At 63.5% G+C, this 16777-nt stretch carries 16 protein-coding genes and 1 pseudogene; 4 read left to right on the top strand and 13 right to left on the bottom strand.

The window, feature by feature from the left end:
• Nucleotides 1-18 precede the first annotated feature (18 nt).
• Both PHI64_RS13780 and PHI64_RS13775 read left to right on the top strand, forming a co-directional pair.
• Nucleotides 19-384, top strand: coding sequence for a response regulator (locus PHI64_RS13780; protein WP_296406024.1), 366 nt, complete (start codon nt 19-21; stop codon nt 382-384).
• Nucleotides 385-420: 36 nt separating this feature from the next.
• Nucleotides 421-2796, top strand: a complete 2376-nt coding sequence (locus PHI64_RS13775) for a chemotaxis protein CheW (protein WP_299883740.1) — start codon at nt 421-423, stop codon at nt 2794-2796.
• A gap of 176 nt (nt 2797-2972) precedes the next feature.
• Here PHI64_RS13775 and PHI64_RS13770 read toward each other — a convergent pair whose 3' ends face one another.
• The 6 genes and pseudogenes from PHI64_RS13770 to PHI64_RS13745 all read right to left on the bottom strand — a co-directional run bounded on the left by PHI64_RS13770 (nt 2973) and on the right by PHI64_RS13745 (nt 8961).
• Nucleotides 2973-4244 (bottom strand): GTP-binding protein, encoded by a 1272-nt coding sequence (locus PHI64_RS13770; protein WP_299883738.1) that lies wholly within the window; start codon nt 4242-4244, stop codon nt 2973-2975.
• A pseudogene (cysD, locus tag PHI64_RS13765) lies at nt 4244-5188 on the bottom strand (sulfate adenylyltransferase subunit CysD); the annotation flags it as partial. The gene PHI64_RS13770 and the pseudogene cysD, both read right to left, overlap by 1 nt.
• A gap of 24 nt (nt 5189-5212) precedes the next feature.
• Nucleotides 5213-5938 (bottom strand): phosphoadenylyl-sulfate reductase, encoded by a 726-nt coding sequence (locus PHI64_RS13760; RefSeq protein ID WP_299883736.1) that lies wholly within the window; start codon nt 5936-5938, stop codon nt 5213-5215.
• 12 nt (nt 5939-5950) lie between these two features.
• A complete protein-coding gene (locus PHI64_RS13755; RefSeq protein WP_299883734.1) occupies nt 5951-6475 on the bottom strand; it encodes a DUF934 domain-containing protein in 525 nt (174 codons plus the stop codon).
• Complete coding sequence (locus PHI64_RS13750; RefSeq protein WP_299883732.1) at nt 6468-8150, bottom strand: nitrite/sulfite reductase; 1683 nt, start codon at nt 8148-8150, stop codon at nt 6468-6470. Before PHI64_RS13750 ends, PHI64_RS13755 begins: the two co-directional genes overlap by 8 nt.
• A gap of 31 nt (nt 8151-8181) precedes the next feature.
• Nucleotides 8182-8961: a sulfite exporter TauE/SafE family protein gene (locus PHI64_RS13745; protein WP_299883730.1), complete on the bottom strand. Its 780-nt coding sequence runs from the start codon at nt 8959-8961 to the stop codon at nt 8182-8184.
• A 138-nt stretch (nt 8962-9099) separates the two neighbouring features.
• Here PHI64_RS13745 and cysB point away from each other — a divergent pair, with 138 nt between their 5' ends.
• The gene (cysB, locus tag PHI64_RS13740) at nt 9100-10041 is read left to right on the top strand and encodes an HTH-type transcriptional regulator CysB (protein ID WP_296575501.1); all 942 of its coding nucleotides are present in this window, start codon (nt 9100-9102) and stop codon (nt 10039-10041) included.
• Nucleotides 10042-10111: 70 nt separating this feature from the next.
• On the opposite strand, the gene PHI64_RS13735 is transcribed toward cysB, so the two are convergent.
• Both PHI64_RS13735 and PHI64_RS13730 read right to left on the bottom strand, forming a co-directional pair.
• Entirely contained in the window at nt 10112-11317 is a 1206-nt protein-coding gene (locus tag PHI64_RS13735; protein ID WP_299883728.1) for a PEP-CTERM sorting domain-containing protein, read from the bottom strand.
• A complete protein-coding gene (locus PHI64_RS13730; protein ID WP_299883726.1) occupies nt 11314-11577 on the bottom strand; it encodes a hypothetical protein in 264 nt (87 codons plus the stop codon). The genes PHI64_RS13735 and PHI64_RS13730 overlap by 4 nt, the downstream gene beginning before the upstream one ends.
• A 65-nt stretch (nt 11578-11642) precedes the next feature.
• On the opposite strand from PHI64_RS13730, the gene PHI64_RS13725 reads away from it, so the two are divergent.
• Entirely contained in the window at nt 11643-13421 is a 1779-nt protein-coding gene (locus PHI64_RS13725) for a monovalent cation:proton antiporter-2 (CPA2) family protein (protein WP_299883724.1), read from the top strand.
• A gap of 1 nt (nt 13422) precedes the next feature.
• On the opposite strand, the gene PHI64_RS13720 is transcribed toward PHI64_RS13725, so the two are convergent.
• From PHI64_RS13720 to PHI64_RS13700, 5 genes are all read right to left on the bottom strand, one after another.
• Nucleotides 13423-14364, bottom strand: a complete 942-nt coding sequence (locus PHI64_RS13720) for an asparaginase (protein ID WP_299883722.1) — start codon at nt 14362-14364, stop codon at nt 13423-13425.
• Between the two features lies 1 nt (nt 14365).
• On the bottom strand, nt 14366-15094 hold the full coding sequence (locus PHI64_RS13715; protein WP_299883720.1) for an amino acid ABC transporter ATP-binding protein: 729 nt from the start codon (nt 15092-15094) through the stop codon (nt 14366-14368).
• A gap of 9 nt (nt 15095-15103) precedes the next feature.
• Nucleotides 15104-15787: a glutamate/aspartate ABC transporter permease GltK gene (gene gltK, locus PHI64_RS13710; protein WP_299883718.1), complete on the bottom strand. Its 684-nt coding sequence runs from the start codon at nt 15785-15787 to the stop codon at nt 15104-15106.
• A gap of 10 nt (nt 15788-15797) precedes the next feature.
• On the bottom strand, nt 15798-16538 hold the full coding sequence (locus tag PHI64_RS13705) for an amino acid ABC transporter permease (protein WP_299883716.1): 741 nt from the start codon (nt 16536-16538) through the stop codon (nt 15798-15800).
• A 27-nt stretch (nt 16539-16565) separates the two neighbouring features.
• On the bottom strand, nt 16566-16777 hold a 212-nt coding region (locus PHI64_RS13700; RefSeq protein ID WP_299881562.1), incomplete at its 5' end, for a transporter substrate-binding domain-containing protein.

Raw genomic sequence — 16777 nt, 5'->3', positions numbered from 1 at the left:
GAACCCTAGGAAATGACGATGGCCAAGACCGTACTCACCGTTGATGATTCTGCCTCCATCCGGCAGATGGTGTCCTTTACTCTGAAAAGTGCCGGCTACGAGGTGGTCGAGGCTGTCGATGGCATGGACGGCCTTGACAAGGCAAAGGCGAGAGCCTGCAACCTCGTGCTTACCGATCAGAACATGCCGCGCATGGATGGTCTGTCTCTGATCAAGTCCCTGCGGGCCATGCCCCAGTACCGTAGCGTGCCTATCCTCATGCTCACCACCGAGTCCTCCGATACGATGAAGTCCCAAGGGCGTGCGGCAGGCGCGACCGGCTGGCTGGTCAAGCCCTTCGACCCCCAGAAACTGATCGAGGTCGTCAAGAAGGTGATCGGTTAAGGCCGCATCGGCCGTCGTGCATCACGGGAGACAGGCATGGCCATAGACATGAGCCAGTTCTACCAGGTGTTCTTCGAGGAAGCTGCAGAACACTTGGCGAGCATGGAGGCGTTGCTGCTGGCGATTGATCCCGGCGCCCCCGATCCGGAAGAGGTTAACGCCCTGTTCAGGGCTGCCCACTCGATCAAGGGATCGAGCGGGACCTTCGGTTTCCAGGACATGATGGAAGTCACCCATATCCTCGAGACGATGCTCGACCGGGTGCGAAAGGGGGAGGCGCCACTTACCGACGACATGGTGGACGCGTCACTGGTCGCCGGTGATGTGCTCAAGAACCTGCTCGCCGCACATCGTGGTGAGGAGGATGCCGACCGGGAGGCCGCCGAGGCTATTTGCCATCGCTTGGAGGCCCTGTGCCGTGCGCTTGACGAGCCGAAGGAGGCAAGCGTTCCCGTCATCCCGGCGCCCTCTGCGCAGCCTGGCGATGCTGTGGTATCGACTTCGCCTGGGATGGGCTTTGACCTGTATTTCGTGCTGGCTGGTGCGGCTGTCGAGGATGGGGAGAGTCTTGCACACCTGATCAGGGAGCTTGGCAGCTTTGGTGCCGTCGAGTCCATCCAGTCGCCCAGTGGTGGGACGCGTGAGTGTCACCTGCGTATCGTTACCGACGTGGATGCCGAGTTGCTCCGAGGTGTCCTGGATTTTGTCGTGGATGCTGCGTCGCTGCGGATCGAGCCCTTCTCGGGGCGGGGCGGGGATGGCGATGCCTATGGTTTCTTCGATGATCTGGAGGCGTCATCCGGCGACAGTTGGCGCACGAGTGACGACGCCTACGGTTTCTTCGAGCCGCTCGGCGAAGTGCCGTCTGCTCCTGCCGCAACGCAAGAGGCCTATGGTTTCTTTGACGATGCTGAAGTGACCAGCCTGCTGGCCCGACGGGAAGCAGAGCCCTATGGTTTCTTTACCGAACTCCCGGCCCTGGAGCAGTCCGCCGCAACGGTAGCCGTGGAGACGGCCTACGGTCTGTTCGATGAGCCCGCTCCGCCCGCCATTGCCGCGCCCCAGGAAACCGCTTACGGCCTGTTCGAGCCGTTGCCGGTGGCCGCGGCGGCACCCCCGCCGGCCGCTGTGGTCGCGGTGCCCGAGGCCGCAGCAACAGCGCCCTCACCTGTCGCAGCGGCGACCACGACTGCGGCCAGGAAGGCGCCCGTGAAGGCTGCAGGGACGGGAGATAGTGGCTCGATTCGGGTCAGTGTCGAGAAGGTAGACCAGATGATCAACCTGGTAGGGGAGCTGGTGATTACCCAGGCCATGCTCACCCAGGCTGCCAGCAACGCCGATCCGGTCATCTTCGAACGTCTCATCAACGGCCTGGCCCAGCTTGAACGCAACACCCGCGACATCCAGGAGTCGGTGATGTCCATCCGGATGATGCCGATCTCCGTCGTTTTCAGCCGCTTCCCCCGGGTGGTCCGTGATCTCTCCCAGAAGCTTGGAAAGCATGTGGAGCTGAAGACCATTGGGGAGACGACCGAGATGGACAAGAGTCTGGTCGAGCGCATCACCGACCCTCTGACTCATCTGGTGCGCAACAGCCTCGACCACGGTCTGGAAACGCCTGACAAGCGTCTGGCTGCGGGCAAGCCCGAAACCGGCACCATTACCCTCAGTGCCTACCATCAAAGCGGCAACATCGTCATTGAGGTGGGGGACGATGGCGCCGGCCTGAACCGTGCCCGAATCCTCGCCAAGGCGAAGGAGCGTGGCATGGCCGTCAGTGACACCATGAGCGATCAGGAGGTGTGGCAGCTCATCATGGAGCCAGGCTTCTCGACGGCCGACCAGGTGACGGAAGTGTCAGGTCGTGGTGTCGGCATGGATGTGGTGAAGAAGAACATCTCGGCCATGGGGGGGCGGATCGAGCTCGATTCTATGCCGGGCGTCGGTACCCGCATCACTGTGCGCCTGCCGCTGACCCTGGCCATTCTCGATGGCATGAGCGTCGGCGTGGGGCCGGAGACCTACATCATCCCCCTCGGTTACGTCATGGAGTCCATGCAGCCCGAGCGGGGCATGATGAAGAGCGTGTCCGGCGTCGAGCGCCTGATCCAGGTGCGGGGCGAATACCTTCCCGTCATCTGTCTCCATGAGGTCTTTCGCATCCAGGGGGCGATCACCGACTGGCAGAAGGGCATTATGGTCGTGCTTGAGGCCGATGGCCAGAGCGCCGCACTGTTCATCGACCAGCTGATTGGTCAACACCAGGTCGTAATCAAGAGCCTTGAGGCCAACTACCGGCGAGTGCCTGGTGTGGCCGGGGCGACCATCATGGGGGATGGGCGTGTGGCCCTGATCCTGGACGTCCCCATGCTCGTGGGCATGGCCCGGAGGGTGATGCCGGCAGCCGCCTGAGTTATCGATTCGCTCGTCCCATCCGGGACTTTGGCCGCCTTCGGGCGGCCATTTCTTTTTCTGGGTTCAGGGTGCGGCCAAGTAGTGAGGGAGCCTGTCATCTTGGAGTGGCCTGGCAATGAAAAAAGGACCGCAGATGCGGCCCTTGCAAGTTTGGAGTGGCGAAGATACGGGCTTCAGCCCACGATCATGCCGGCGCCGACGGTGTTGTTGTTGGATTCATCGATCAGGATGAAGGCTCCCGTGGCGCGGGAGTCGGTGTAGTTGTCCGCAAAGATCGGCTGGGCCAGCTTGAGGGTGAGCTGGGCAATGTCGTTCATCGCCAGGGTGGTGGTGCCCTCGTTGGCCAGGGTGTTGATGTCTACCCGATGGGCGATGACGGCCACCTTGGCTTTGACTTCCCGGGTGGTGTGGCGCAGCCAGTAGGTGCGGGCCGGCGACAGCGGGGTTTCGGAGAGCCAGCACACCATGGCATCCACTTGCTTGGTCTGGCTGGGCAGCTCGTCGCTATTCACGATCATGTCGCCCCGGGAGATGTCGATTTCGTCTTCCAGCAGCAGGGTCACGGACTGCTCGTGGATGGCCTTGCCGATGGACTCGCCGTAGAGCTGGATGTCCTTGACCTTGGTGCTCAGGCCGTTGGGTAGCACGGTGACGCTGTCGCCCACCTTGACCTCGCCGGACTCGACCCGGCCCATGAAGCCCCGGTAGTCGTGCAGCTCGGGGTTGTCGGAGGCCTGCGGGCGGCATACGTATTGCACCGGGAAGCGGAAGCTCTCGGCCTTTTCTGTGTGGGCTGCGGGGGCGGCTTCGAGGATGTCGATGAGGGTCGGGCCCTGGTACCAGCCGAGGCGCTCGCCCCGGTCCACGATCATGTCGCCGACGAGGGCCGACAGCGGGATGAAGCGCACGTCTTTAAGGCCGATCTGCTCGGCGAAGGCCTTGTACTCGGCCACGATGGAATCGTAGGTGGCTTGGTCGTAGTCCACCAGATCCATCTTGTTGACGGCCACGATGACGTGGGGGATACCCACCAGCTTGGCCAGGTAGCTGTGGCGACGGGTCTGGGTGAGCACGCCCTTGCGCGCGTCGATCAGGATGATGGCGACGTTGGCGGTGGAGGCTGCGGTGACCATGTTGCGGGTGTACTGCTCGTGACCCGGCGCGTCGGCGATGATGTACTTGCGCGTGCCGGTGGAGAAGTAGCGGTAGGCCACGTCGATGGTAATGCCCTGTTCGCGCTCGGCCTGCAGGCCATCGGTCAGCAGGGATAGATCAACGGCGGTCAGGCCACGCTTGGTGGAGGTGCGCTCAATGGCCGTCAGGGTGTCGGCCAGGATGGTCTTGGTGTCAAACAGCAGGCGGCCGATCAGGGTGCTTTTGCCGTCATCCACGGAGCCGCAGGTCAGAAAGCGCAGCAGTCCGTGGTCTTCAACATGGGCGGTCATCAGAAGTAACCCTCTTTCTTGCGTTGTTCCATGGAGGCGTCGCTGGTCTGGTCGTCCAGGCGGGTGGCGCCGCGCTCGGTAATGGTAGTGGTGGCAGTTTCCAGCACGATCTTCTCGACGCTGTCGGCGTCCGACTCGACGGGGGCGGTGCAGGAAATGTCACCCACGGTGCGGAAACGCACCTGCAGGTCGATGATCTCTTCACCGGCCCTGGGCAGGTTGGTCAGCTCACCACTGGTCAGCGGGACGTTGACCGGCACGATGGCGCCCTGGCGCATCACCACCGGGCGGGTGTGGGCGAAGTAGATGGAGGGCAGTTCGAGGCCTTCGCGCTCGATGTACTGCCACACGTCCATCTCGGTCCAGTTGGAGATCGGGAAGGCGCGGATGTTCTCGCCCTTGTGGCTGCGGGCGTTGTAGAGGTTCCACAACTCGGGGCGCTGGTTCTTCGGGTCCCATTGGCCGAATTCGTCGCGGAAGCTCATGATGCGCTCCTTGGCGCGGGCCTTTTCCTCGTCACGACGGGCGCCGCCGATGCAGGCGTCGAAGCCGAACTCTTCGATGGCCTCCAGCAGGGTCACAGACTGGTGTTTGTTGCGAGACTCGTTCTCGTGCTTGAGCACCACGGTGCCGCGCTTCATGGAGTCTTCCACCGAGCGCACGATCAGGCGTTCACCCAGTTCGGCGGCACGCTTGTCGCGGAAGGCGACCACTTCCTGATAGTTGTGGCCGGTGTCGATGTGCATCAGGGGGAAGGGGAATTTGCCCGGGCGGAACGCCTTTTCGGCGATCCGCAGCATGCAGATGGAGTCCTTGCCGCCGGAGAATAGCAGCACCGGGTTGCTGCACTGACCAGCCACTTCACGCATGATGTGGATGGCTTCGGATTCGAGCCAGTCCAGGTGGCTCAGGGTTTGCTTGGTGAGCGTCGACATTGCTTTACTCGATAGAGGTTTCTTGACTGTCCGTCACTTCTTGACGTGCAGACCACATTCCTTGGTTTCCGGATTTTCCCACCACCAGCGCCCGGCGCGCACGTCCTCGCCGATGGAGACGGGGCGCGTACAGGGCGCACAGCCGATGCTGGGGTAGAACTTGTCGTGCAGGGCGTTGTATGGAACCTTGTTGAGACGGATGTAGGCCCACACTTCCTTCTCGGTCCACTCGGACAGGGGGTTGAACTTGACCAGGCCATTACCCTCATCGAACTGACGCTTGGGCAGGTCGGTGCGGGTGGTGGATTGCTGGGCCCGCAGGCCGGTGATCCAGGCCTGTTTGCCGGCCAGAGCGCGGCCCAGGGGCTCGACCTTGCGGGCGTGGCAGCAGGCCTTGCGCAGCTCGACGCTGTCGTAGAAGGCGTTGATGCCGTTCTCGCGAGTGAAGTTCTCGATGGCGGTCTGGTTCGGGTAGAAGAACTTCAGCTTGAGCCCGTAGTGCTGCTGCACCTTGGCCATCAGATCGTAGGTTTCCAAGGGCAGACGGCCGGTATCAAGGGAGAAAATCTCGATGGGCAGACAGCTGGTGCAGATCACATCGGTGAGCACCATGTCCTCGGCGCCCAGGCTGTTGGCCATGGTGATGGCCGGCAGTTCGGCGGCCCATGCGGCCAGGTCGGCCTTGAGCTGGGCGAGCTTGGCTTCCAGGCTGGCCAGCAGGGCGGGGTCGTCGAGCTTGGGATTCTGGTTGGGATGCATGATGAGGCCTCCTCAGGCGACCCGCGCGGCGCGGCGGAACAGAGGTTCGGGCTGATCGATGGCGGCCTGGTAGGGGCTGGAGAAGTCTTGCAGGCTGGCTAAGGCGTCAGCGAGCAGGGCATCGGAGTATCTGCCGGCCTTGGGCTGGATGGCGTCGAAGCCACAGCGTTGCATGAAGAAGAACTGGTCGCGCAGCACGTCGCCGATGGCACGGATCTCGCCCTTGAAACCGTAACGGCTGCGCAGCAGGGCGGCGCCAGAGTAGGCTCGGCCATCGGTGAACTTCGGGAAGTTGAGGGCGATGGCCTGGAGACTGTCCAGGTCGGAAGCCAGATCGTCCACGCTCTCGTGGCTGTCCAGCCAGACACCCAGCCCGGGGCGGCCGGACAGGACACCCTTGTGGGCCTGCCATACGGCCAGGGGTACGAACACCGGGCCCTCCGGCAGGTTAAGGGCTTCGGGGGCCTGGGTCTCGTCCAGGACGAGGATCTCTGCGCTGTCGTCGATCACGAGGCCGTTCTTGATGAGCTTAGGCATTCTGATTCCTTTCGATGATGGCGGCGTCGCCATACACACCAATCTTGAACGGGTCGAGGCCGATGCGGCGGACGGTTTCGATGAAGCGCTCGCCTCCCTGGCGCTGGGCCCGGTAGACGTCGATGATCTTGGTGATCACGTCCGGCATTTCGGCTGCGGCGAAAGAGCGGCCGATGACCTTGCCGATGGAGGTGTTGTTGCCCTGGCTGCCGCCGAGGCTGACCTGGTACCACTCGGAGCCGTTCTTGTCGACGCCGAGGATGCCGATGTGGCCCACGTGGTGGTGGCCGCAGGAGTTCATGCAGCCGGAGATGTTGAGCTCCAGGTCGCCGATATCGTAGAGGTAGTCCAGATCCTCGAAACGCTCCTGGATGGCGTTGGCGATGGGGATGGACTTGGCGTTGGCCAGGGCGCAGAAGTCGCCCCCCGGGCAGCAGATCATGTCGTTGAGCAGGCCGAAGGTCGGGGTCGCGAGGCCGGCAGCGCGGGCCTTTTCCCAGACGGCGAACAGGTCGGATTGCCGGACGTCGGCCAGCACCAGGTTCTGCTCGTGGGTGGTGCGGATCTCGCCGAAGCTGTAGGCGTCTGCCAGGTCTGCCGCGAGGTCGAGCTGAGCGTCGGTGATGTCGCCAGGGGCGCGCTTCGGGTCTTTCAGGGACAGCACCACCACGGCGTACCCCGGCACCTTGTGGGCCAGCACGTTGCGCTTGGCCCAGGCGGCAAAGGCCGGGTTGGCTGCACGCTGGGCGACATAGCTGGAGTCATCGCCCGGCAGTTGCACGTAGGTGGGGGCGGTGAAGTGGGCTGCTACGCGGGCCACCTCGGCTTCTGTCAGGGTGTTGGGGCCGTTCTTGCCAAAGACCCATTCTTCTTCGACCTGGCGCTTGAACTCGGCGATGCCCAGGGCCTTGACGAGGATCTTGATGCGCGCCTTGTAAAGGTTGTCGCGGCGACCGTAGCGGTTATAGACCCGCAGTACTGCCTCACAGTAAGTGATGATGTGCTGCCACGGTACGAAGTCGCTGATCTCTTCACCGATGATGGGGGTGCGCCCGAGGCCACCGCCCACCAGCACGCGGAAGCCGATCTCGCCAGCGGCATCGCGCTTGAGCTCGAGACCGATATCGTGACACTGGATCACTGCCCGGTCCTGGTGGGCGCCATTGACGGCCATCTTGAACTTGCGGGGCAGGAAGGCGAACTCGGGGTGGAAGGTGCTCCACTGGCGCAGTACCTCGCACCAGGGGCGGGGGTCGATGTACTCGTCACCGGCCACGCCGGCGAAGGGGTCGGAGGTGATATTGCGGATGCAGGCGCCGGAAGTCTGGATGGCGTGCATCTCGACCTGGGCCAGCTCGGCCAGGATCTCCGGCACCACCTTGAGTTCGGGCCAGTTGAACTGGAAGTTCTGGCGCGTGGTGATGTGAGCGTAGCCTTTGTCGTGGGTGCGGGCGATGTGGGCCAGGGTGCGCACCTGACGCGATGACAGCAGCCCGTAAGGCACCGCCACCCGCAGCATGGGGGCGTGGCGCTGGATATAGAGGCCATTCTGCAAACGCAGGGGGCGGAATTCGTCTTCGGTCAGCTCGCCGGCCAGATAGCGGCGGGTTTGATCGCGGAACTGGGCGACGCGTTCGTCGACGATTTTCTGGTCGTAAGAGTCGTAACGGTACATGGGTTAGTCCTGGTTATTCTCTCAGGGGCCGTCAGGCCGCAATCAGCTTGCTGCCCACCAAGACCAGCATGGTAGCCAGAATTGGACGCAGCACCCGGTCGGGGACCCGGGTGGAAATATGGCTGCCCAGCCAGATGCCTGGCAGGGAGCCGATCAGAAGACTGCCCAGCAGGGACCAGTCGACGCTACCCAGGAACCAGTGGCCGATGCCGGCCACCAGCGTGAGGGGAACGGCGTGAGCGATATCACTGCCAACGATGCGCAGAGTGGGCAGGCGGGGGTAAAGAAAGAACAGGGCGCTGACGCCGAGGGCACCTGCGCCAACCGAAGAAATCGACACCAGCACGCCCAGCACCGCGCCCGTGATGACGGTGAGAATGGCGGTGCGCCTGGGGTTCTCCTGACCACCGGTGTGGCGCAGGGCGTAGGTCTGGATCTGCTTGCGGAAGACGATGGCCAGGGCGGTGAGCAGCAGGGCCACGCCCAGGGAGGTCTTGATGAGGGCTGCGGCGCCGTCGATGCCGCCGGGGGCAAACTGGCTGACCAGCAGAAGGGTCAGGGCGGCGGCAGGGATGCTGCCGGCGGCCAGGCGGCGGGTGATGGCCCAGTCGACGGTGCCCTTCATGCCATGGGCCAAGGTGCCGCCGGCCTTGGTGATGGCAGCGTAGAGGAGGTCGGTGCCCACGGCAACGGACGGGTTGATGCCGAACAGCAGGACGAGGAGAGGGGTCATCAGGGACCCGCCGCCCACGCCGGTAAGACCGACGATGGCGCCCACGGAAAAGCCGGCAATGGTGTACGCGATGCTCATGATAGGCCCAAGATCTTTGTGCAGCGCATCGTAGAGGGAGTTGTTAGATCCAAGAAGGGGTTTTTGGTTAGACTGATAGAAGTATAAGTTCTATTGGCGCCTGCCAATGCGTTGCTTCCAGCGGAGAGGGGAAACGAGGTGAACATCCAGCAACTGCGCTATGTCTTTGAGGTCGCCCGGCATCGGCTCAACGTCTCCGAGGCGGCGGAAGCGTTGTTTACCTCCCAACCGGGGGTGTCCAAGCAGATCCGCCAGCTGGAGGAAGAGTTGGCGGTGGAGATTTTTGTCCGTCACGGCAAGCGGCTTGTGGATATCACGGAACCAGGCAAGCAGGTTCTGGCGATCGCGGCGCGCATTTTGCAGGAAGTGGACAACCTTCGGGAAGTCGGCGCTGAATTCAGCAACGAGGCGACGGGCAGCCTGTCGATCGCCTTCACCCATACCCAGGCCCGCTATGCACTGCCCCCGGTGGTGCGCAGCTTCATGGCCCGCTACCCTAATGTGCGCCTGTCCTTCCACCAGGGCAATCCGCTCCAGGTGTGCGAGTACGTCCTGTCCGGGGTGGCCGACATCGCCATCGCCACCGAGGCGATCGCCGAGCACGAGGATATCGTGATGCTGCCCTGTTACCAGTGGAACCGCTGCATCATCGCTCCGGTGCGGCATCCTATCCTCAGCACCCAGCCCCTTACCCTGGACGCCATCGCCCGCTACCCCATCGTCACCTACGACTTTGCCTTCACCGGTCGCAACAAGATCAACGAGGCTTTCATCGGGCGCGGGCTTAAGCCGAACGTGGTGCTGACCGCCATCGATTCGGATGTGATCAAGACTTACGTGGCCATGGGCTTGGGGGTGGGGATCGTCGCCAAGATGGCCTTTGACCCGGCGGTGGACAAGGAGCTCGGGATGGTGGACGCCGCCCATCTGTTCGCTTCCAGCACGACACGCATCGGTCTGCGCCGCAATGCCTGGCTGAGGGGCTATGTCTATGCCTTCATCGAGTATTTTGCGCCGCACCTGACGCGCCGGGTGGTGGATGCGGCTCTTGCCGGTGGCGGGGAAGATCCCGGGCTATAGGCGAGTGGTGTTCAGTAAACACGGCGAGCCGGGGCGGGGCCCCGGCTCGCCGTGGTGCTGTCGTGCTGGCTCAGGCCTGCATCAGGCGCCGTACCCGGCTGGCACCCAGCAGGGCGATGCCGGAGAGAAGCAGGGATGAAGGCTCGGGTACGCGGTTGGGTACCGTCAGTGCCCCGACGATGCCGAACTCCTCACCACCGTTGGTGTTGCACCCGAGGCTGTTGTGCGTGCTCGGGGTGCCGCCGGTAAGGGGATTGACGATATAGGTACCGGTGGCATCCTGGACGCAACCCAGGCTCATCGTGATCACGATCAGGTCGGTCGGGTCGAACTTGCTCAGGTCCATGTCCGGTGCGTAGGCAAGGAAGTCGGGTTGGCCCGAACCCTTGTTGTGTTCCAGCTTGGTGTACTCGTCCCCGTTGGCGGTGACCCCGGCACAGCCGGTCGGGTTGGTGATCGCATTGTAGGCGCCGGCGGCATCACAGGTGGCCTGATCGCCATAGAAGTTGACGACCCCGTAATTGAAGGTTGGGGCGTTCTGGTCCCACTCCGTGTTGCTGGTCTGGTCAAGTGCCCACATGCCTTTGCGGGTGGTCATGCTGCTGTCCCACACCTCGAACTTTGCGCTGAACCACAGGGAGTCCACGCTGCCGGTCTGGTTGTAGTCGGCATAGAAGACCGGAATGTTGGCATTCGGGTTCAGCGTATGCAGGTAGGTCAGCATATTGCCGACGGTCGATGTGCCGTGCTCGTTGGCGGCGGGGGAGGTGTAGGTGTAGTTGCCGGTCGGGGAGTTGGTGCACGACTGGGTCGGCCCGCCCCAGGTACAGGTCCAGCCCATCACGTTGTTGTTGCTCGACAAGTTGACCGGGTCCTGGAAGTTCACCCCTGAGTTGTTCGGGTCCAGGTTGGTGGCACCGCCGGCATTGGAGCTCAGGTTGACGGCGATGGTCCCGGTTCCGGTTGAGAAGTCGTAGGTGCCGAAGGTTGCGGTGGGGATGAAGTTGGTCGGATTGGTGTCCGACTGGATGGCATCAAGGAGCTTGGCCGAGTACGACCATACGTCATCATATTTGAAGGCGATGGGGATGCCGTTCATCATGATGGCTTCGCGCAGCTGGCCCGTTCCGTCCTTGTACATGCCGTAGGACGCGTAGGCGTTGTTCTCCGGCGTGGGCAGGAAGGTGAAGGGAGCACTGGCGGCGTTGGCACTGGTGGCAACGCCTGCGGATGTCAGTACGATCGCAGCGAAGAGGCTCAGGGGCTGGAGTTTCATGGTGCGTCTCCCTTTTTTGTCATCAGAGAAATCAATCGTTGGGTCTTCCTGCCATTAGTAGCAGCATCGAATGTGCCAAATTTAACGCTATTGTCGTATAACGTTAAAATCCGACAATTTTGAGGTGATTTGCCAAGCGTGTGGTAGGCACCTGTTTGCTGATGTGTAAAGCCCGCCGACAAAATCAGGCCTCTGAGAAAGGCTGCCGTAGCCTTGGGCAATAAACGGACCATAAGAGTGTTTCCAGATTCTTCGGTCACGAATTGCGTCACCGGACTATGAGAGACTTGCGGGATACCGAATTGCTCCTCACCTCTCCCCGTTCATGCAATCCCTGACCACCTTTGCCGCCCTGTTGCTGGCGTCTGTCCTGTTCGTGCCTCTTTTCAAGCGGGCCGGGTTGGGAACGGTGCTCGGCTATCTGGCCGTCGGAGTGCTGATCGGGCCGTCCGGGATCAAGCTGGTACGTGACCCCGATAACCTCATGCACACCGCCGAGCTCGGGGTGATCATGCTGCTCTTCGTCATCGGCCTGGAGCTCAAGCCTTCGCGCCTTTGGGCCCTGCGCCGCTCCGTGTTCGGTCTGGGGGCACTGCAGTTGTTCGGCGTGGCCGCGGCCCTGGCGGGGGCCGGGCGCTATCTGGGCTTGTCGATGTCGGCAGCTGTCGTGGTGGGCATCATCCTGGCTCTGTCGTCCACAGCCTTCGTGCTGCCCACGCTGGCCGAGAGGCGCGAGCTGTCCACCCGCCACGGTCGCGAAGCCTTTGCCATTCTGCTGTTCCAGGATCTGTCGGTCATTCCGCTGCTGGCGCTGATTCCGCTCTTTGGCACGGGTAAGCCGACGGCGCTGACCCATCCGGGGGTTGGTCTTGTCCTGCTGGTGGTGGTCGCCTTCGTTGGCCGGCCCTTGCTCGACGCGCTGTTCCGCCATGTGGCCCGGGTAAATAGTCGGGAGATGTTCACCGCAGCAGCCTTGGTGACGGTGCTGGGCCTGGCCCTGCTGATGCAGGCCGGGGGCCTGTCCATGTCCCTGGGTGCCTTCGTGGCCGGCGTTCTGCTGGCCGATTCCGAGTTCCGGCATGAGCTTGAGGCATCCATCGCCCCGTTCCAGGGTTTGCTCCTCGGTCTGTTCTTCATGGCAGTGGGGATGTCCACCAACCTGCGTCTGCTGGTGGATCAGCCCCTGCAGATTCTCGGGCTGACTCTGGGCCTCATCTTCATCAAGTTCATCGTGCTCTTTGCCCTGCGCCGGATCGTCGGCGGCCCGGCACCGGAGGCCCGATCACTGGCCCTGGCGCTGGCCCAGGGCGGCGAGTTTGCTTTTGTGCTGTTCGACGCCGCCCAGTCCTTCCGGGTGCTCGGTGAGGTTCAGGCCGACCGCCTGACCCTTGTCGTGGCCTTGTCCATGGCGGTTTCCCCTTTGCTGCTGCTGCTCGGTGACTGGATTGCCCGGGCTACCCAGAGCAAGGAGCCGGTGCGTGACTATGACGATCTGCCGGCGCATTCAAGCGAAGTGGTGATTGCCGGTTTCGGGCGGGTCGGGCAGATCGTCGGCCGCCTGCTGCTGGCACGAGGGGTCAGCTTCACTGCGCTGGACGCGGACGCCGGTCAGGTGGATACGATGCGGCGGTTTGGCCTGAAAGTGTTCTATGGGGATGCCGCCCATCTGGATCTGCTGCATGCCGCCCAGCTCGACAAGGCCAAGGTCTTCGTGCTGGCTATTGATGACGTGGAGGCGTCGTTGCGCACTGCCGAGCTGGTGCGCAAGCACTTTCCCCATGTGCAGATCGTGGCCCGGGCCCGCAACCGTTTCCACGCCGGTCGCCTGATGGATCTGGGCATCGAGCGGCAGATCCGTGAGACCTTGCCGGCGAGTCTGGAGATGGCGCGGTGGACCCTGGAGCTGCTGCACGAACCTCCCGCCCTGGCCGAGCAGTTGGTCAACCGCTTTGCCCGCCATGATGCGGAAGTGCTGGCTCGCCAGCAGGCGATATCCTTCGATGAGAGCAAGCTCATCCAGTCTGCCCTTGAAGCCCGCGAGGAGCTGGCCCAGGTGCTGGAGGAGGCCCGCGTGGCGTTCACCCGCAAGGGCCGGGGAGGCTGAGTCAGAAGCCTGGCAGGCGTGTCTGCAGGGTGTCGGCGTCCCAGCCGGCAGCCAGGGCCAGCATCAGGGCCACCCGTGCTTTGGGTGGAGGCAGGTCGCCGGCGGTGAGCCAGCCGGCGCCATCATCGTCGGCATTGGCGTTGCGTATCACGGGGCCGGAACAGCGGCTGGCCCGGAGGATGGCGACCCCCTGTGTCCGCGCCCGCAGCAGGGCCGGCTCCCAGGCTTTAGGCACGCTGCCATGACCGGTGAGGGCCAGCACCAGGCCTCGGGCGCCGTCTGCCACGCAGGCGTCGATGAGCATGGCTGGCGCGCCGGCATAGCCGGGCAGGATGTCCACCCGGGGTAGTATCGATGGCGTCAGTGTGGCGAAGCGGCCGTCGGGCCGAGACGTCGCCCAGGGCTGCCCGGCTTCAAAGGCGTCCAGGCCCGTTGTTCGTGCCTTGATGAGATCGCGAGCCCCATGGGCCTGGGCGTTCATCACCACCAGCACTCCCTTGTCCGCAGCGCCAGCCGAGGCTGCCAGTGAGACTGCGGCCCGCAGGTTGGCGGGGCCGTCCGCCTCGGGGTGATCGGCCGGGCGCATGGCGCCAGTGAGAACCACGGGCTTGCCGGCGGGGAGGGCCAAGTGCAGGAAGTAAGCACTTTCTTCGAGGGTGTCGGTGCCGTGGAGGATCACCAGGCCATCCACCTGTGCATCGGCCAGGGCCCGGCGGGCGGCGGACAGCAGGCACAGCCAGCCGTCCGGGCCCATGTCCTTGCTGTCGAGGGCGAGGATCTGCTCGGCGTCGAGGCGGGCGATCCCGTCGAGCTCGGGGACGGCAGCCAGCAAGGCGGTCACCGGGCGCACACCGGCCCGGTAGCGGCCCCCATCGTTGCCGGGGTCGGCCTCACCGGCGATGGTCCCGCCGGTGGCCAGAATGCGGATCTTCGGCAGGGCCACCTCAGTGCTGCAGGATCTTGGCCAGGAACTGGCGTGCCCGCTCGGAGCGTGGAGCTCCGAAGAAGGCGTCCTTGCTGTCGTCCTCGACGATCTGCCCCTTGTCCATGAAGATCACCCGGTTGGCGACCTTGCGGGCGAAGCCCATCTCGTGGGTGACGCACATCATGGTCATGCCCTCCTGGGCGAGTTCGACCATCACGTCGAGCACCTCGTTGATCATCTCCGGGTCGAGGGCGGAGGTGGGCTCGTCGAAGAGCATGCAGATAGGGTCCATGGCCAGGGCGCGGGCGATGGCGACACGCTGCTGCTGGCCGCCGGAGAGCTGGCCGGGGAACTTGGCGGCGTGGGCTTTGAGGCCGACCCGGTCGAGGAGCTTGAGGCCCTTGTCGCGGGCTTCGTCCTTGTTGCGGCCGAGCACCTTCTCCTGGGCGATGGTGAGGTTGTCGGTGATGCTCATGTGGGGGAAGAGCTCGAAGTGCTGGAAGACCATGCCGACGTGGCTGCGCAGCTTGGACAGGTTGGTCTTCGGATCGCCCACCGACACGCCATTGACGGTGATGGTGCCGGCCTGGAAGGGTTCCAGGCCATTGACGCACTTGATGAGGGTGGATTTGCCGCTGCCCGAGGGGCCGCACACCACCACCACCTCGCCCTTGGCGACCCGGGTGCTGCAATCGGTGAGAACCTGAAAGCTGCCGTAATGCTTGGAGACCTTCTCTATCGTGATCATCTTTAATCCTTAAACCATCGCCATGCGTTTCTGTAACCGGCGCACTACCTGGGACAAGCTGAAGCACAGCACGAAATACACGGCACCGGCAAAGAGCAGCAGCTCGACCAGACGGCCGTCCCGGTCACCCACCTTGTAGGCGGCGCCGAAAAAGTCGGCCAGGGCCGAGACATAGACCAGGGAGGTGTCCTGGAAGAGCACGATGGCCTGGGTGAGGAGCAGCGGGACCATGTTGCGGAAGGCCTGGGGCAGCACCACCAGGCGCATGGCCTGGGCGTAACTCATGCCCAGGGCCGAGGCGGCGGAGACCTGGCCCTTGGGGACGGACTGGATGCCGGCGCGGATGATCTCGGAGTAGTAGGCCGACTCGAACAGGGCGAAGCCGATCATGGCCGAGGTGAGGCGCACGTCGGTGTTGGGGTCGAGGTTGAAGGCGCCGCGCAGGACCTGGGGCACGATCAGGAAGAACCACAGCAGCACCATCACCAGCGGAATGGCCCGAAAGAGGTTCACATAGCCGGCGGCAAACATCGCCAGAGGCTTCACCGGAGACAGCCGCATCATGGCCAGCAGGGTGCCCCAGACGATGCCGAAGATTACTGCGATGACGGTGATCTCCAGAGAGACCTTCATGCCCTCCCAAAGGAAGGGCAGCGCGCCGGGGATTGAGGACCAATCGAATTCATAGTTCATAGCGACATCCTCACTTTCCGCCGATGTAGCCGGGGACGCGGCTGCGGGTCTCGATCACCCGCATCAGCAGCATCACCACGATATTGATGATGAGGTAAAGCACGGTCACGGCGATGAAGGATTCGTAGGGCTGGGCGGTGTAATCCACGAGCTGGCGGCCCTGGGCGGCGAGTTCGAGCAGGCCGATGGTGGAGCACACCGCGGAGTTCTTGAAGATGTTGAGGAACTCGGAGGTCAGCGGCGGCACCACCAGGCGGAAGGCCATGGGCAGGAGCACGTAGCGGTATGTCTGGGGCAGGGTGAAGCCCAGGGCGAGGCCGGCGTTCTTCTGGCCGCGAGGCAGGGCGTTGATGCCCGAGCGCACCTGTTCACAGACGCGGGCGGAGGTGAAGAAGCCCAGGCACACCATGGCCGACACGAACTGCTGGGTGACGGGGTCGAGATCCTGCTTGAAACGTTCGCCGAGGCCGAAGGGCAGCACTTCGGGCAATACGAAGTACCAGATGAAGAGCTGCACCAACAGCGGGATGTTGCGGAAGACTTCGACGTAGGCAGCGGCGATGCCAGACAGGCCCTTGTGGGGCACGGTGCGCAGCACGCCCATCAGGCTGCCCAAGGCCAGGGCGATGACCCAGGCCGACAGGGACAGCAGCACGGTGGTCTGCAGGCCGGAGAGCATCCAGCCCAAGTAGGTGGTGTCGCCCGTGGGCACGGGATTGCCGAAGATGCCCCAGTTCCAGTTGTAGCTCATGGTGTCATGCCCCCGGGCGGCTCAGGCTTATTCGAAGGCCTTGTCGTTGGGCGCCTTGAACAGTTTGAGCATGGCGTCTGAGGGGGGGAAGTTGAGGTTCAGGCCCTTGGGCGGGATGGGCTGGGTGAACCACTTCTTGTAGATGGCCTCGGCTTCGCCGGAGGTCATGGTTTTGGCGATGGCGGCATCGACGAGCTTTTTGAAACCCGGGTCGTCCTTTCTCATCATGCAGCCGTAGG

This window comes from Zoogloea sp., from assembly GCF_028689785.1.
In the GTDB taxonomy this organism is placed as follows: Bacteria; Pseudomonadota; Gammaproteobacteria; order Burkholderiales; family Rhodocyclaceae; genus Zoogloea.
This window is presented reverse-complemented; position numbering and strand designations above follow the sequence as displayed.

Bases quoted from the DNA above. Each gene is read 5' to 3' on its own strand.
- PHI64_RS13780 (WP_296406024.1), top strand. From the start codon at position 19: ATGGCCAAGACCGTACTCACCGTTGATGATTCTGCCTCCATCCGGCAG.
- PHI64_RS13775 (WP_299883740.1), top strand. From the start codon at position 421: ATGGCCATAGACATGAGCCAGTTCTACCAGGTGTTCTTCGAGGAAGCT.
- PHI64_RS13770 (WP_299883738.1), bottom strand. From the start codon at position 4,244: ATGACCGCCCATGTTGAAGACCACGGACTGCTGCGCTTTCTGACCTGC.
- PHI64_RS13760 (WP_299883736.1), bottom strand. From the start codon at position 5,938: ATGCATCCCAACCAGAATCCCAAGCTCGACGACCCCGCCCTGCTGGCC.
- PHI64_RS13755 (WP_299883734.1), bottom strand. From the start codon at position 6,475: ATGCCTAAGCTCATCAAGAACGGCCTCGTGATCGACGACAGCGCAGAG.
- PHI64_RS13750 (WP_299883732.1), bottom strand. From the start codon at position 8,150: ATGTACCGTTACGACTCTTACGACCAGAAAATCGTCGACGAACGCGTC.
- PHI64_RS13745 (WP_299883730.1), bottom strand. From the start codon at position 8,961: ATGAGCATCGCGTACACCATTGCCGGCTTTTCCGTGGGCGCCATCGTC.
- PHI64_RS13735 (WP_299883728.1), bottom strand. From the start codon at position 11,317: ATGAAACTCCAGCCCCTGAGCCTCTTCGCTGCGATCGTACTGACATCC.
- PHI64_RS13725 (WP_299883724.1), top strand. From the start codon at position 11,643: ATGCAATCCCTGACCACCTTTGCCGCCCTGTTGCTGGCGTCTGTCCTG.
- PHI64_RS13715 (WP_299883720.1), bottom strand. From the start codon at position 15,094: ATGATCACGATAGAGAAGGTCTCCAAGCATTACGGCAGCTTTCAGGTT.
- gltK (WP_299883718.1), bottom strand. From the start codon at position 15,787: ATGAACTATGAATTCGATTGGTCCTCAATCCCCGGCGCGCTGCCCTTC.
- PHI64_RS13705 (WP_299883716.1), bottom strand. From the start codon at position 16,538: ATGAGCTACAACTGGAACTGGGGCATCTTCGGCAATCCCGTGCCCACG.